Origin of the sequence: Microbacterium sp. NPDC077644 (assembly GCF_040702785.1) — a bacterium.
In the GTDB taxonomy this organism is placed as follows: Bacteria; Actinomycetota; Actinomycetes; order Actinomycetales; family Microbacteriaceae; genus Microbacterium.
Genome location: NZ_JBFBME010000003.1, coordinates 1 through 15,013 on the forward strand (window position 1 = coordinate 1; position 15,013 = coordinate 15,013).

Consider the following 15,013-nt stretch of genomic DNA (forward strand, 5'->3'; position numbering starts at 1 on the left):
AGGAATCTCACCCTGCCGAAGCAGAGACGAGGTTATTTGGCATTTGACAAGTGCACGCTGTTGAGTTCTCAAGGATCGGACGCACCCACGACCCGATCATCACAACCAGGCCCGCAGGGCAACTTCTCAATCTTACCCTGTGGGATCCGTTTGTCAAATCGGCGATCCGAGCGAACTCGGTGCGATCTGCGGAACCACAGAGCATCCCGAAACGCAGTCGTTCACCGAGGTGATCTTCTGTGTTTCGGGAGGTGGTCCGCCACTTGAGGGGAGCTGAGCCTTGGCCCTTGCTCAACCCTGTGGGGCGAACAGGTAATAACTTACGCGGGATCGGCGCAGGGCGGCAAATCCGCATGGGATCCCGGGCGTGTCGCGTACGATCGGGCCCATGAGCGAGCATCCGGTCCCCCTTCCTTCTCGGCTCGCCACCGGCGAACTCGCGCGGGCGAGCGTCACCGCCGTGCTCCGTGCGGCCGGGCTGGATCGCACCTCGGACCTCGACGCCGATCGCATCGCGCTCGCCTACCGCAGCGACCGCGTCTTCCGCATCGACGGCACGATGCCCGAGGTCTGGTCGCCGTACTCGGGGTTCTGGCGATCCGCCGACGGATGGATCCGCACCCACGGCAACTACCCGCACCATGCTCGAGCACTGCTGCGCGGACTCGGCCTGCCCGATGACGCAGGCGCGCCGGATGTCGGATCGACCATCGCCGGGGCTGAGGGGAGCGACGGCGTCCAGCGCATCACGGCCGCCGGAGGTCTCGCCGTCGTGGTCGCCCCGGAGGATCCCGCGATCGATGCGGCGCTCCGTGCCCGCCCCCTCGTCGAGCTCAACAGGACGGGCGACGACGGAGCATCACCGGCAGCCGCGCGTCGTTCCGATCACGAGGCGCCGCTGCGCGGCATCCGCGTCCTCGACCTGACGCGTGTGATCGCCGGTCCCGTGTGCACCCGCACTCTCGCGCTGCTCGGAGCCGACGTTCTGCGCATCGATCCCCCGCACCTGCCCGAGCCGGTGTGGCAGCACCTCGACACGGGGCACGGCAAGCGCAGCGCGATCCTCGATGCGCGCTCGCCCGAGATGCAACTGCTGCTCGCTGGCGCCGACGTCGTCGTCCTCGGCTACCGACCCGCCGCCCTGGAGCGTCTCGGCCTCTCCCCCGACGCGCTCACCGCACGGCATCCTGGCCTGATCGTCGCTCAGCTGAGCGCGTGGGGTGCCGCGCATCCGGATCGCGCCGGCTTCGACAGCCTCGTGCAGGCCGAGTCCGGCATCGCGATGGTCGAGTCGCCGGACGGCGAGACCCCGGGTGTGCTCCCCGCCCAGGCGCTCGACCACAGCGCCGGGTATCTGCTCGCCGCGGGCGTCATCGACGCGGTCCACCGACGCCGCGATGAGGGCGGCGGCTGGCACGTCTCGACTTCGCTCCGCCGCGTGGCCGCCGAGCTGCTCGGGATGCCGCGCCGCTCGCAGCCGGCGCCGGAGACCGAGATCGACACGGCGCCGCACACGCAGGACTTCACGGTCGGCGGTCGGATCGTCACGACCGCGCGGGCAGCGATTCCGGGCTTCAGCTTCGCGGCGCCCCGCGCGTGGGCGGCGGACGCCCCAGAATGGTGAACGCCACGCACAGGTGGTGAGGTCGACGGGTTCGCGGTATCGGGTGTTCACAGACGAGCAGTGGGAGCGGATCGCGCCGTATCCGCAAACCGTCTCGACACCGTTGCGAAAGCCTCGATGAGCTCGGCAGGCCCAACAACCTCCATCGGCACTTCGAAGCGGCCGTATGCGGCCGCGAGCGAACCCCAGGACCACGAGCCCGCTTCGAGTATGCACCTGTCATCTCCGAGCGCGCGGACGGTTCCGTCACCGGCGAAGGGGAGAACTTCCCTTGCCGGTAGGTGAAGAATCACCGCACCCCGGCAAGGCCACTCGTTCACGTCAGAGCCCTTGAGGCGTGCGGAGACGAATTCGTTGACGACACCTCCTGGCACCGCGCGCGGCGTGAAACGCGGCCCGGTTGGTGTGCGGGGCGAGATGCGGTCCGCGCTGAACAGACGCCAATCTTCGCGCTCGAGGTCCCACGCGACGAGGTACCACCTGCCTCGCGCGGTGACGATGTGGTGCGGCTCGACGCGACGAGGCGGGCGCAACGCGTCGTCAGCGGCACTCTCCCCACGCGGCGCGTAGTCGAAACGAAGTACCTCGGTCGCGCGGATCGTCCTGGCGAGGCTGATCAAGATCTCCGCGGACACGTTCATCCGCTCGGCCTCTCCCGGTGCCGCCGCAACAGAGATCACATCGAGAGAATCGAGGCGATGACGCAGTCGAGACGGCATGACCTGGCGGATCGTAGCGAGCGCTCGAATGGCACCGTCTTCGATGCCCACTCCGGAGACCGACACGGTCTGCAGGGCGACGGCGACCGCCACCGTTTGATCGTCATCGAAGAGCAACGGGGGGAGCTCGCTTCCTGCCTGGAGGCGGTAGCCGCCATCCGGCCCCATCGTGGCCTGAATGCTGTATCCCATCTCGCGCAGTCGGTCGATGTCGCGCCTGACGGTTCTGTCGCTGACGCTGAGCCGACTAGCAAGCAGCGACCCTGGCCAGTCGCGCTGAGTCTGTAGCAGAGACAGCAGATTGAGCAGCCGCGTGGTCGTGTTGGACATGTCTCTGACACTATTTCAGGTTTAGGACGAAAGTTGACCTACACGGGTGCGATTCTCGATTTATCGGGCCGCAGGGGCCGGACTTAATCAAGGAGCAAGAGATGACCATCCAGACGACCACCCACCTGAACTTCCTTGGCGACGCGCGTGCGGCGCTCGAGTTCTACAACTCGGTGTTCGGTGGACACCTCGTGATCAACACCTACGCGGATTTCGGCATGCCGGCCGATGTGCCCGGATCGGACAAGGTCGTCTTCGGCCTGGTCGCGGCCGAGAATGGCTTCCGCATCATGGGCTACGACATCCCCGGCGAGACGGACGGCTCGATCGCTGGCGGCGGCTCGACCCGTCGCGAGAACAACACCACCGTCACGGACCAGGCGCTGTTCGTCTCCATCGGCTCCGAAACCCTCGACGAGCTCCAGCCCTTCTGGGACCTGCTCGCGGTCGACGCCACGATCATCGAGCCCCTCGCCGCCTCGGCGTGGAGCGCCGGCTTCGGCATGCTGACAGACCGCTTCGGCGTCACCTGGAGCGTGAGCGTCACCCCCGCCCAGTAAGTCGCGGGGCCGCGGCGCGGGTATCAGCCTCGCGCCGCGGCCTTCTCCTGTCCGTAATACTTTCACCCCACAAGGAACCTCTCCTGCTGTCTGTCCTGCCCCAAATCAACTGGCTCGCCGTCATCGCGTCCACCATCGTTTTCGCCGTCCTCGGCGGCGTCTACTTCACTGCCGTCGTCGGTAAGCCGTACAAAGTCGCTCTCGGCAACGAGGACCGCGAGCGGCCCAAGCCCGGCGCACTTCGACCTCGCTCCGCCGCGTGGCCGCCGAGCTGCTCGGGATGCCGCGCCGCTTCCAGCCGGGGCCGGAGACCGAGATCGACACGGCGCCGCACACGCAGGACTTCACGGTCGGCGGTCGGATCGTCACGACCGCGCGGGCAGCGATTCCGGGCTTCAGCTTCGCGGCGCCCCGCGCGTGGGCGACGGACGCCCCAGAATGGTGAGCGCGACGCACAGCGCGAGGGTCCCCATCGCCCAGATGCCGCTCGCGAACGGAAGCACCCGGTACGCGAGATGCTGCACGGTGAACTCCGGGGTGAGCGGTCCGAGCGTGGCGTAGCCGATCAGCCACGCCGCGATGAGGATCACGGGGAGCGACACCCACCACAGCAGCCGCACCCACGGGCGCGTCGAGCGCTGCACGCGAGGGCGTGGGCGGGCGCCTCGCAACCACAGCGCCGCCCAGATCGCGATGATCACCAGACCGACCACGCTCGAGCCGTGCTGCAGCCACTTGAAGCCCTGCAGCGGTCCCCACTGCTCCGCGAGCGCGGGCAGGAGCTGCAGCCCCAGCCGGCCCTCGTGCGTGAACTCGTCCCACACGATATGCGAGAGCACGCCGATGAGCAGGGACGCCGCCAGCGCGACCGCCCGCGTCCAGCGCTGACCGATGCCCAGCGCCTCGTTCACGGCATCCGCCGCCGGCATGTTCCAGTCGTCCGGCAGTCTGCGGGCGAGCCACCCCGGCGACAGCTGCTGGGCCACCGGACGCAATACGACCCGCCAGAGCAGGAACAGCCCGAGCGCGATGATCGCGGTCCAGACGATGTTCTCGTAGGTGTGCGTGAACGGGTAGCTCACCCCGAAACCGCGCACGAACAGGGGCAGGTCGGGCGTCATCGCCCCGATCGCGATCGCCGACGGAACGAGCGGCGTGCGCAGGAACGGCAGCGCGACCACCGCATGGCTCGGCGTGAACGGCATCAGCCGATGAAGATTCCCGCGAGGGTCTTCTTGCCTCGGCGCAGCACCGACACGCCACCGGGCAGAGTGCCCTCCACGACCGCGGCATCGTCCTCCACGCGGACGCCGTCGATCGAGACCCCGCCCTGCGAGATCGCACGGCGTGCCTCGGACAGGCTCGCCACGAGACCTGTCGCGACGAGCGCGTCGACGACCGAGGTGCCGGCAGCGAGGGTCGCGTTGGGCAGCTCGTCGAGCGCCGAGCGCAGCGTGGCCGCGTCGAGCGTGCTCAGGTCGCCCTGGCCGAACAAGGCCTCGGATGCCGCGATCACCGCGGCCGTGGCATCCGCACCGTGCACGATCGCGACGACCTCGAGTGCGAGGCGTTTCTGCGCGGCCCGGCGGAACGGCTCTGTCTCGACGAGAGCGGCGTACTCCTCGATCTCGGCGCGCGTGAGGAACGTGAAGATCTTGAGGCGATCGATCACATCGGCATCCGCCGTCGAGAGCCAGAACTGGTACATCCGGTACGGGCTGCACATGTCGGCATCCAGCCAGATGGCGTTGCCCTCGCTCTTGCCGAACTTCGTGCCGTCGCTGTTCGTGATCAGCGGCGTGCCGATCGCGTGCGCCGAGGTGCCCTCGACGCGGTGGATGAGATCGGTGCCGCTGGTGAGGTTGCCCCACTGGTCGGATCCGCCGGTCTGCAGCACGCAGTCGTACTGGCGGTAGAGCTCGAGGAAGTCCATGCCCTGCAGGATCTGGTAGCTGAACTCGGTGTAGCTGATGCCCGCATCGGAGTTCAGGCGCGCGGCGACGGCGTCCTTCTTCAGCATCGTGCCCACGCGATAGTGCTTGCCGATCTCGCGCAGGAAGTCGATCGCGCTCATCGGCGCGGTCCAGTCGAGGTTGTTCACCATGCGCGCCGCGTTCTCGCCCTCGAAGCTGAGGAAGCGCTCGACCTGGGCGCGCAGCCGCCCGACCCACTCCTCGACCGTCTCTCGCGTGTTGAGAGTGCGCTCGGCCGTGGGCCGCGGGTCGCCGATGAGCCCTGTCGATCCGCCGACGAGGCCGAGCGGCTTGTGGCCGGCGAGCTGGAGGCGGCGCAGCAGCAGCAGCTGCACGAGGTTGCCGAGGTGCAGACTGGGCGCTGTCGGGTCGAATCCGCAGTAGTACGTGATCGGGTCTCCGGCGAGAAGGGCGCGCAGCGCCTCCTGGTCGGTGGACACGTGGACGAGGCCGCGCCAGACGATCTCGTCCCACACGTTCTCGAACGTGGGATCGATCGCCTGCGGGGCAGTCGTCAGAGCGGGATTCGACACGCGCTCCAGGCTATCAGCGCGGGGTGTGCCGCCATGTCCGCCGCTCGTGCGAAGCTGACGGCATGTCACCGGTGGATGAGTACGTCTCGATCGTCGTGGCCGCGATCATCGCGCTGATGCTGTGCGCGGTGCTGGTCCTCTCCTTCGTGAGCCTCCGCAGGCCCACGACGCCGCCGATGGCCGTCGCCGGAGGGCTCGTGGCCGCGGCCCTCGTGACCATCGTGGTCGTCCGCCCGACGCACATGCCGATCGCGGCGGCGATCTCGCTGACCGCACTCGGAATCGCCGCCGCGACCGTCGGCGGCAATCCGTTCACCCGACGGGCTCTCGACATCGCCACGGGCCAGCGCGTCCGCGAGACCGAGGACGGCGGCATCCTCATCATGGCGGCGCACGGCGCCGACCCCGATCAGACGCGGACGCTCATGCGCGGCGGCACGGTGATCGGGTATCTCGAACGCGTCGCCATGGTCATCGCGATCACGGTCGGGTTCCCCGAGGCGATCGCGGCCATCATCGCCGTCAAGGGCATCGGCCGCTTCCCCGAGCTGGCCGAGCCAGAGGCCAGGGAGCGGTTCATCATCGGCACGGTCGCGAGCCTGCTCTGGGCCGGGGTGATCGGCGCGATCATCCGCCTCGCTCTGGTTTGGTGACGGCGCCGGTGTGGTGACGGCGCGGCGTTCGGCTACGGCGTCACCCCGAGCAGCCGGAACCCCTCGACCACGGCGGCCGCACCCGACGTCGACAGGCTCTGCGACACCGCGGACTGCGTGATCCCCTCGGTCGTCGCCAGTTCGCTCTGCGTGCGCGAGAGACAGCGGCCGTAGGTCAGTCTGCGCACGCGCTCCGACATCGCCCCGATGATCTCGTCACGGCTGAGCAGATAGGCGTTCGCCCACCGCACGGCGTCCGCGTAGCGCTCCTGCTCGCTCTCATGCGCGACGATCCAGCTGCGCGCCTGCGGAGCCGTCCGCCTCTGGAGCGCCTCCAGGTGCTCGATGGCGCTGCGCGCCGCCCACCAGCCGGGCCCGTCCGCGATGCCCTGCTCGGATGCCGTCGACGGGACCGTGCCCACGTCGCCGATGCCGATGCCGTAGCGGAACTCCACGCCGTCCGGCAGGGCCAGTCGCAGCAGGAGGATCACCCCGAGCGCCGCCTCCAGCGTCGGATAGACCGCCTGCTGCTCGTCCCCGACCGTGGGTCGCAGTCCCTGCGTCGCGACGGGGAAGTCGCGTTCGACGCGGGCGATCGTGTCGTCGAACGCGCGCTGCGCCGCTGCCCGGTCGGCGAGCTGCCGGGAGCCGATGATGTCCGCCGTCACCACGATGGTCATGGCATCAGCGTATCACTGATATTTCGTGGATATAAGTGAATGCCTGATTATCGGCGAATATCAGTCGCGACCTTCAGAGTCCTAGCGCGTGCGCGGCCTTCTGCGTCCGCGCGATGAGCTCGGACCGCTGCTCCTCCACACGGACCGGAGCCGTCCCTCCGGTCCCGGTGCGGGAAGCGACCGAGCCTTCGATGCTCAGCACCTCGCGCACCTGGGGCGTCAGGTGCTCCGACACCTGCGCGAGCAGCGCGTCATCGGCATCTTCGAGGCCGATCCCCTGCTCCTCGCAGGCCCGCACCAGGGCACCCGAGATCTCGTGCGCGTCGCGGAACGGCACCCGGCGCTTGACCAGCCATTCGGCGACGTCGGTGGCCAGCGAGAAGCCCTGCGGAGCGAGCTCCGCCATCCGCTCCGTGTCGAAGCGCAGCGTGGCTACCATGCCGGCGAAGGCAGGGAGGACGACCTCGAGCGTGTTCACCGAATCGAAGACCGGCTCCTTGTCCTCCTGCAGGTCGCGGTTGTACGCCAGCGGAAGGCCCTTGAGCGTGGCCATGAGTCCCGTGAGGTTGCCGATCAGCCTGCCGGACTTGCCCCGGGTGAGCTCGGCGATGTCGGGGTTCTTCTTCTGCGGCATGATGCTCGACCCGGTCGAGTAACTGTCGTGCAGCGTGACGAACCCGAACTCGCGCGTGTTCCAGAGGATGATCTCCTCCGACAGGCGGGAGAGGTCGACGCCGATCATGGCGGTGATGAAGGCGAACTCGGCCACCACGTCACGCGCGGCCGTGCCGTCGAGCGAGTTCTCGGCCGGGCGGTCGAGCCCCAGTTCACGGGCGACGAGGTCGGGGTCGAGGCCCAGCGTCGATCCCGCGAGCGCTCCCCCGCCGTACGGCGAGACGCCGGCGCGCACGCGCCAGTCGACGAGGCGTTCGAGTTCGCGGACCAGCGGCCAGGCGTGCGCCTGCAGATGATGGGCCAGAAGCACCGGCTGGGCATGCTGCAGGTGGGTGCGGCCGGGGAGGATCGCTTCGGGATGCGCCTCGGCCTGGGCGACGAGCGCATCGATGACGCGAAGGATGTCGCGGGCGACGACCTTCGCGTGATCGATCAGATACATGCGCACGAGCGTCGCGATCTGGTCGTTGCGCGAGCGGCCGGCGCGCAGGCGCCCGCCGAGTTCAGGGCCGAGTTCCGCGATCAGCGCCTGCTCGAGAGCACCGTGGACGTCCTCGTCGCTCGGCTGCGGGACGATCGTGCCGTCGGCGACCTTCCGCGCGACGGCGTCGAGTCCCTCGTGCATCCGCTGCTCCTCGTCGGGTTCGAGGTAGCCCGCTGCGGCGAGCGCGGTGGCGTGGGCGTGCGAGCCCGCGATGTCGTACGGTGCGAGGATCCAGTCGAAGTGGGTCGAGCGGCTGAGCGCTGCGAGTTCGGGCGAGGGCCCCGATGCGAATCGTGCACCCCAGAGCGCGCCCTCGTTCGTGCCGTCGTTCTTCGCCTCGCTCATCCCTCCAGACTAGTGGCGGCGCGGCCGTGGCTTCACGTCGGCCGGGGCGAGGACACGGCGGCGCGCGCCGAGCGGTCCAGCAGCCACTCCAGCGGGCCGCGGCCCACGAGCAGCGCCCATGCCGTGCAGCCGATGAGCACACCGATCGTCAGCGGCCAGAACGGCTCCAGCTCGCGGAAACCGAACAGGTCGCTCGTGTCACCGAACAGGGCGAGGGCGACGGCGGCCCACACCACGAGCTGGACCGTGTATGCCGTGAGCGGCATCGCTCCGGTTGCGCGCACGGGGAGGACGACCGCCTTCACCACCGCGGCACGGCATACCAGCAGACACACGGCGAGCACGGCGATCGCGAAGCCACCGGACCCGATCACCTCGAGCACGCCGGAGGAATGGGGCTCGGCGGTCCACACCGACCACCAGTACGGGTCGGCGGACGGCGGCGGCAGCTCGGCCAGACCGTACCCGACTGCGGCGAGCGCTCCACCGGCGATCAGCATCCCGATCTGCGTCCGCAGGCGCGTGATGCCCGCCCTGGCGACGCCGACACCGGCGAGCACGAACGCGATCCACACGGTGAACGGGTAGTGCCAGCCGAGGAACGCGTCGATCTCGCCACCGAAGGGTATCTGCCAGATCGGCAGCCCGTTCAGCGCGGGTTGGACGAACGGCATGACGATCGCGAGCCCGGCCGCGGTCCCGAGCACCGCACGTGCCGGCATCCGCGTGAACGGCAGGGCGATGAGGAACAGGATCGCGTACGCGGGAAGGATCACGTAGACCGGGACACCGGTGAGGATGAGCAGGATGCCGAGCACGAGAAGGATCCCGGCGCGCACCGCCAGGCGGCCGCGGGCGGCGCTCATCTGCCGGCGTCCGAGCGGGGTCGGGCCGCCGGTGACGAGGCCGATGGATACGCCGGCGAGCGTGGCGAACAGGATCGAGGACCGGCCGTCGACGAGCGCCGTCCAGCTCGTCGGATCACCCCAGACGAACCCGTCCGCGGTGATCAGGAGGTGCGCGGCGAACATGCCGATCACCGCCAGGCCGCGCGCGAGATCGACGCCGGCGATGCGGTCCGGGCCGTTCAGGCGATTCCAATTAGTCCGCAGACGCCCCTTCGACAGGCTCAGGGATCGTTCGCTCGTCATGGACCCGACGCGTCAGTTCTGGCGGAGCAGCCAGACCAACAGCGCCTTCTGGGCGTGCAGCCGGTTCTCGGCCTCGTCCCACACGACGCTCTGCGGACCGTCGATGACCTCGGGGTCGACCTCGTAGCCGCGGTCTGCAGGCAGGCAGTGGATGAAGATCGCCTCGGGGTCGGCGAGACTCATGGTCTCGGTCGTCACCTTGTACCCGCCGAGGTCGCGGATGCGGGCGATCTTCTCCTCCTCCTTGCCCATCGAGACCCACGTGTCGGTGACGACGACGTCGGCGCCGGCGGCGGCCTCGATCGGATCGGTGAACAGCGTGATCGATCCGCCCGTCTCCGCGGCGCGGCGGTCCGCCGCCTCGACGACGTCCGCCCGCGGAGCGTACGACTCGGGCGAGGCCATGCGCACGTGCATACCGGCCGTGACGCCGGCGAGCGCGTACGAGTGCGCCATATTGCTCTGGGCATCCCCGAAGAACGTCAGCGTCAGGCCCTTCAGATCTCCCTTGTGCTCGCGGATCGTCAGCAGGTCGGCGAGCAGCTGGCAGGGGTGGAAGTCGTCCGAGAGCGCGTTGATGACCGGCACGCGGGTGCCTTCGGCCATCTCCTCGAGGCCCGACTGCGCGTACGTGCGCCACACGATTGCCGCCACCTGGCGCTCGAGCACCCGTGCGGTGTCGGACGGGGTCTCCTTGCCGCCGAGCTGGCTGTTGGCCGTCGAGATGATCAGCGGCGAGCCGCCGAGGTCGGCGATGCCGACGGCGAACGAGACGCGGGTGCGGGTGGACGACTTGTCGAAGATGACCGCGACGGTCTGGGGACCGGCGAGCGACTTATCGGCCCAGCGGTCCTTCTTCAACTCGACCGCGAGGTCGAGGATCTCGGCCTGCTCAGCCGAAGTCAGATCGTCATCACGCAGAAGATGGCGGGTCATGGAGCGGTCGCTTTCTCGGTCTCGGATGCCGCGAGGCTCGCCTGAACGTCGGCGAGGGCGGCGGTGAACAGTGTCTCGAACTCGGCGATCTCGGCGTCGCCGATGGTCAGCGCCGGGGCGATGCGGATCGTCTCCGGGTTGGCCGCGTTGACGATGAGTCCGCGCTCCTGCGCGGCCGCCACGACGGCGTTCGCGATCGGCGACGACAGCACGATGCCGATCAGCAGCCCGCGGCCGCGGACGCCGGTGATCAGCGGCGACTCGATGCGCTCGATGACCTCACGCAGCTGCGCACCGCGGCGGGCCGCGTTCTCGACGAGTCCGGCATCCTCGATCTCGGCGAGGACGGCGTTCGCGACGGCCGTGCCGAGCGGGTTGCCGCCGAAGGTCGAGCCGTGCGAACCGGGGGTGAACAGCGAGCTGGCTACGCCGAAGGTCACCAGGGCTCCGATCGGGAACCCTCCACCGATTCCCTTGGCCAGGGTGATGGCATCCGGTGTGATGCCCTCGTGGTTGAAGCCGAACCACGCACCGGTGCGCCCGGCGCCGGTCTGGATCTCGTCGACGATGAGCAGCGCACCGTGCTTCAGCGTGAGCGAGCGGGCAGCCGCGAGGTATCCCTCGGGAAGCTCGACGACACCCGCCTCGCCCTGGATCGGCTCGACGACGATCGCGGCGACGCGGTCGTCGATCGCCGCCTCCAGCGCCTCGATCGTCGCGGGGATGTGCTCGACCCCGGCGGGCATCGGCTCGAACGGCTCGCGCATGGCCTTCTTCGCCGTGAGCGCGAGCGACCCGATCGTGCGGCCGTGGAAGCCGTTCTCGAGCGCGAGGATGCGCGGGCGGGCGGCGACCCCGTTCCGACCAATACCGTGCAGGCGGGCGAGCTTGAAGGCCGCCTCATTCGCCTCGGCGCCCGAGTTCGAGAAGTAGACGCGGCCGTCGATACCGGCGCCGGCCAGCCGCTTCAGGCGCGCGGCCAGCGCGAGCTGGGGAGGAGTTGCGAAGTAGTTCGACACGTGCGCGAGGGTCGCGGCCTGCTTGGCGATGGCCTCGACGAAGACCGGATGCGCGTGCCCGAGCGAGTTCACGGCGATGCCGGCGAGGAAGTCGAGGTGGCGCTTGTCGTCTCCGTCCCACACGTGCGATCCCTCGCCGCGGGTGAGCAGAGCGAGACGGTCTCCGACGTTGCGCACCAGGTCGCGTGCCACGTCATCCTGCCAGACGGTCATGCCGTCACCTCCGCTTCTCCGAGTACGACTTCGGTTCCGATGCCCTTGCTGGTGAACAGCTCGACGAGCACCGAGTGCGGCACGCGTCCGTCGATGATGGCCGCGGCATCCACACCGCCCTCGACGGCATCCAGGCACGCGCGCATCTTCGGGATCATGCCCGACTCGAGCGACGGCAGCATGCGGACCAGCTGCTGCGAGGTGATGTGCGAGACGAGCGAGTCGCGGTTGGGCCAGTCGGCGTAGAGCCCCGGGACGTCGGTGAGGATCACGAGCTTGCGCGCGTTCAGCGCGGTCGCGAGGGCGGACGCCGCGGCATCCGCGTTCACGTTCAGCGACTGTCCGGGGTTGTCGAGGTCGGGCGCGATGCTGGAGATCACCGGGATGCGTCCGGCCGCGAGGTGGTCGAGGACGGCGGTCGGGTCGACCTCGACGACATCGCCGACACGACCGAGGTCGACGTGCTCACCGTCGATCTCGACACCGCGGCGGCGTCCGCCGAAGAGCCCGGCATCCTCACCGCTGAGCCCGGTGGCGATCGGGCCGTGCGAGTTGATCTTCGCGACCAGCTGCGGGTTCACCTGACCGGTGAGCACCATCCGGACGACGCTGATCGCCTCGGTGTTGGTGACCCGGTAGCCGCCCTTGAACTCGCTGGGGATCGCCAGCCGGTCGAGCATGTTCGAGATCTGCGGGCCGCCGCCGTGCACCACGACCGGCTGCACGCCGACGTAGCGGAGATACGCGATGTCCTGTGCGAACGCCTCCTGCAGCTCGTCGGAGACCATGGCATTGCCGCCGTACTTGACCACGACGATCTGGTCGCGGAACTTCTTCAGCCACGGCAGCGACTCGATGAGCGTCGCCGCCTTCTCGGCCGCGACGTCGGGGGGCGTGTCCTGGATGTCTGTCATGAGGAGTAGGCGCTGTTCTCGTGGACGTAGTCGTGGGTGAGGTCGTTCGTTCGGATCGTCGCCTCGGCGTCGCCGACCTGCAGGTCGATGAGCAGGTCGGTGGCGCGCGGCGCGAGGTCGACGTCCTCGCGCGGGCGGTCGGGGCCTCCCTTGCTGCATACGCGGACGCCGTTCATCCAGACGTCGACGTCGTACGGGTCGAACTGGGCGCTGGTCGTGCCGATCGCGGCGAGGACACGGCCCCAGTTCGGGTCGTTCCCGAAGATCGCCGCCTTGAACAGGTTGTTGCGGGCCACAGAACGCCCGACCTCGACGGCATCCTGCTCCGTGGCCGCGTTCGTGACGCGAATGGTGATGTCGTGGCTCGCACCCTCGGCATCCCCCTGCAGTTGAGCGGCCAGCTGATCGCTGAGCTCGGTGAGCGCCGCGGTGAACTCCTCGATGTCGGGCTTGATGCCGCTCGCTCCGCTGACGAGCAGGGTGACCTGGTCGTTCGTCGACATGCAGCCGTCGGAGTCGAGCCGGTCGAAGGTCTTCCCTGTCGCGGCGCGCAGGGCCGTGTCGGCTTCGATGGCCTCGAGGTCGGCATCGGTCGTGATGACGACGAGCATCGTGGCAAGGCCCGGTGCGAGCATCCCTGCGCCCTTGGCCATTCCGCCGATCGACCAGCCGTCCCTCTCGACGAGCGCGGTCTTGGCGACGCTGTCGGTCGTCATGATGGCGTGCGCCGCGTCATCACCTCCGTCTGCGCTCAGAGCGGCGATCGCCTGCTCCGTGCCATCCAGGACCTTGGCGCGGAACGTCTCGTCGCCGGTGCCGATGAGGCCTGTCGAGCAGACGAGGACGTCGCCCGCAGAGACGCCCAGGAGTTCGGCCGCCTTCTCGGCGGTCTGGTGCGTGGTCTGGAACCCGAAGCTGCCGGTGAAGCAGTTCGCGCCGCCGGAGTTCAGCACGATCGCCTCGACCGTGCGGTCGAGGATGACCTGCTGCGACCAGATGATCGGGTTCGCCTTGGCACGGTTGCTCGTGAACACGGCGGCGCCGACCTTGCGCGGGCCGCGGTTGACGACGACCGCCACGTCGGGCTTGCCGGTGGACTTCAGGCCGGCGGCGACACCGGCCGCTTCGAATCCCTGGGGTGCTGTGACGCTCATGGGGCCACTCCGTTCACGGTGAGGGCGCGGTCTTCGGGCAGGCCGAGCGCGAGGTTCATGGATTGGATGGCAGCGCCGGCCGTGCCCTTGACGAGGTTGTCGACGGCCGTGACGATCGTGACCCGGTTCGCAGCACGGTCGATCGCGAGTCCCATCAGCGCCGTGTTCGCGCCGAGGACATCGGCGGTGCGGGGGAAGTGCCCCTCGGGCAGGAGCTGCACGAAGGTCTCGTCGCCGTAGGCGTCCTGCCAGGCGGCGCGGATCTGCTCGTCGGTCGCGCCGTCCGAGATGGGGGCGGTGGACGTCGCGAGGATGCCACGGGCCATCGGCACGAGGACGGGGGTGAACGAGACGCGGGGATCGGCAGCGCCGGCACCGCGGAGGGCCTGCTGGATCTCGGGGATGTGCCGGTGCGTGCCGCCGACCGCGTACGGGTTGGCGGTGCCGAGCAGCTCGCTGCCGAGCAGGTGCGGCTTGAGGCTCTTGCCGGCTCCGGACGGCCCGACGGCGAGGACGCTGACGATGTCGCCCGGATCGATGACGCCCGCGGCGACACCGGGGACGAGGCTGAGGCTCACGGTCGACGCGTTGCAGCCGGGAGCCGCGATGCGCTTGGCGGTGCGGAGATTCTCGCGCTGCTTGACGCCTTCCGTGAGGAGTTCCGGGACCCCGTAGGCCCAGGGCTCGTGGAAGTGCCCGCCGTAGAAGGCGTCCCACGAATCCTGCGAGGTGAGCCGGTGATCGGCACCGGCGTCGATGACCAGTGGCACGTCGCCGAGTGCCTCTGTGTACTGACCGGACTGCCCGTGCGGGAGCGCGAGGAACACGATGTCGTGATCGGCGAGGATCTCGGGCGTGGTGTCCTGCAGGGTGAGGTGCGCGAGCGAGCGCAGGTGCGGCTGGTGCTCGATGAGCGGCTGACCGGCGTTCGAATGCGCGGTGACGGTGCGGATCTCGATGTCGGGATGTCCGGCCAGGAGGCGCAGGATCTCGCCGCCCGCATAGCCGGATGCGCCGGAGACGGCGACGGTATACGTCATGTTTCTACCT

Annotated in this window: 15 protein-coding genes; 4 read left to right on the plus strand and 11 right to left on the minus strand. The window is 69.1% G+C overall.

Features of this window, described 5'->3' with window-relative positions:
• Positions 1-388 precede the first annotated feature (388 nt).
• Positions 389-1,624, plus strand: coding sequence for a CoA transferase (locus AB0269_RS11980; protein ID WP_366211487.1), 1,236 nt, complete (start codon positions 389-391; stop codon positions 1,622-1,624).
• A 47-nt stretch (positions 1,625-1,671) separates the two neighbouring features.
• On the opposite strand, the gene AB0269_RS11985 is transcribed toward AB0269_RS11980, so the two are convergent.
• Positions 1,672-2,673, minus strand: a complete 1,002-nt coding sequence (locus AB0269_RS11985) for a WYL domain-containing protein (protein WP_366211489.1) — start codon at positions 2,671-2,673, stop codon at positions 1,672-1,674.
• Between the two features lie 101 nt (positions 2,674-2,774).
• On the opposite strand from AB0269_RS11985, the gene AB0269_RS11990 reads away from it, so the two are divergent.
• Positions 2,775-3,233, plus strand: coding sequence for a VOC family protein (locus AB0269_RS11990; RefSeq protein WP_366211491.1), 459 nt, complete (start codon positions 2,775-2,777; stop codon positions 3,231-3,233).
• A gap of 259 nt (positions 3,234-3,492) precedes the next feature.
• Complete coding sequence (locus AB0269_RS11995; RefSeq protein WP_366211493.1) at positions 3,493-3,678, plus strand: hypothetical protein; 186 nt, start codon at positions 3,493-3,495, stop codon at positions 3,676-3,678.
• Here AB0269_RS11995 and AB0269_RS12000 read toward each other — a convergent pair.
• Together AB0269_RS12000 and tyrS are read right to left on the minus strand one after the other, a co-directional pair.
• Positions 3,629-4,438, minus strand: coding sequence for a DUF4184 family protein (locus AB0269_RS12000; RefSeq protein ID WP_366211495.1), 810 nt, complete (start codon positions 4,436-4,438; stop codon positions 3,629-3,631). The genes AB0269_RS11995 and AB0269_RS12000 overlap by 50 nt on opposite strands.
• A complete protein-coding gene (gene tyrS, locus AB0269_RS12005; protein ID WP_366211497.1) occupies positions 4,438-5,739 on the minus strand; it encodes a tyrosine--tRNA ligase in 1,302 nt (433 codons plus the stop codon). The genes AB0269_RS12000 and tyrS overlap by 1 nt, the downstream gene beginning before the upstream one ends.
• Before the next feature lie 62 nt (positions 5,740-5,801).
• Here tyrS and AB0269_RS12010 point away from each other — a divergent pair, with 62 nt between their 5' ends.
• Positions 5,802-6,392: a hypothetical protein gene (locus AB0269_RS12010; protein ID WP_366211499.1), complete on the plus strand. Its 591-nt coding sequence runs from the start codon at positions 5,802-5,804 to the stop codon at positions 6,390-6,392.
• Between the two features lie 32 nt (positions 6,393-6,424).
• Here AB0269_RS12010 and AB0269_RS12015 read toward each other — a convergent pair whose 3' ends face one another.
• From AB0269_RS12015 to argC, 8 genes are all read right to left on the minus strand, one after another.
• Positions 6,425-7,072: a SatD family protein gene (locus AB0269_RS12015; RefSeq protein ID WP_366211501.1), complete on the minus strand. Its 648-nt coding sequence runs from the start codon at positions 7,070-7,072 to the stop codon at positions 6,425-6,427.
• Positions 7,073-7,145: 73 nt separating this feature from the next.
• Entirely contained in the window at positions 7,146-8,576 is a 1,431-nt protein-coding gene (gene argH, locus AB0269_RS12020; protein WP_366211503.1) for an argininosuccinate lyase, read from the minus strand.
• 32 nt (positions 8,577-8,608) lie between these two features.
• Positions 8,609-9,727, minus strand: a complete 1,119-nt coding sequence (locus AB0269_RS12025; RefSeq protein WP_366211505.1) for a heparan-alpha-glucosaminide N-acetyltransferase domain-containing protein — start codon at positions 9,725-9,727, stop codon at positions 8,609-8,611.
• A gap of 12 nt (positions 9,728-9,739) precedes the next feature.
• Positions 9,740-10,663, minus strand: a complete 924-nt coding sequence (gene argF / locus AB0269_RS12030) for an ornithine carbamoyltransferase (RefSeq protein WP_366211507.1) — start codon at positions 10,661-10,663, stop codon at positions 9,740-9,742.
• Positions 10,660-11,895: an acetylornithine transaminase gene (locus tag AB0269_RS12035; RefSeq protein WP_366211509.1), complete on the minus strand. Its 1,236-nt coding sequence runs from the start codon at positions 11,893-11,895 to the stop codon at positions 10,660-10,662. Before AB0269_RS12035 ends, argF begins: the two co-directional genes overlap by 4 nt.
• Positions 11,892-12,809 (minus strand): acetylglutamate kinase, encoded by a 918-nt coding sequence (gene argB, locus AB0269_RS12040; protein ID WP_227531294.1) that lies wholly within the window; start codon positions 12,807-12,809, stop codon positions 11,892-11,894. Before argB ends, AB0269_RS12035 begins: the two co-directional genes overlap by 4 nt.
• Complete coding sequence (argJ, locus tag AB0269_RS12045) at positions 12,806-13,963, minus strand: bifunctional glutamate N-acetyltransferase/amino-acid acetyltransferase ArgJ (protein ID WP_366211512.1); 1,158 nt, start codon at positions 13,961-13,963, stop codon at positions 12,806-12,808. Before argJ ends, argB begins: the two co-directional genes overlap by 4 nt.
• Positions 13,960-15,003: an N-acetyl-gamma-glutamyl-phosphate reductase gene (argC, locus tag AB0269_RS12050; protein WP_366211514.1), complete on the minus strand. Its 1,044-nt coding sequence runs from the start codon at positions 15,001-15,003 to the stop codon at positions 13,960-13,962. The genes argJ and argC overlap by 4 nt, the downstream gene beginning before the upstream one ends.
• Positions 15,004-15,013: the final 10 nt, after the last annotated feature.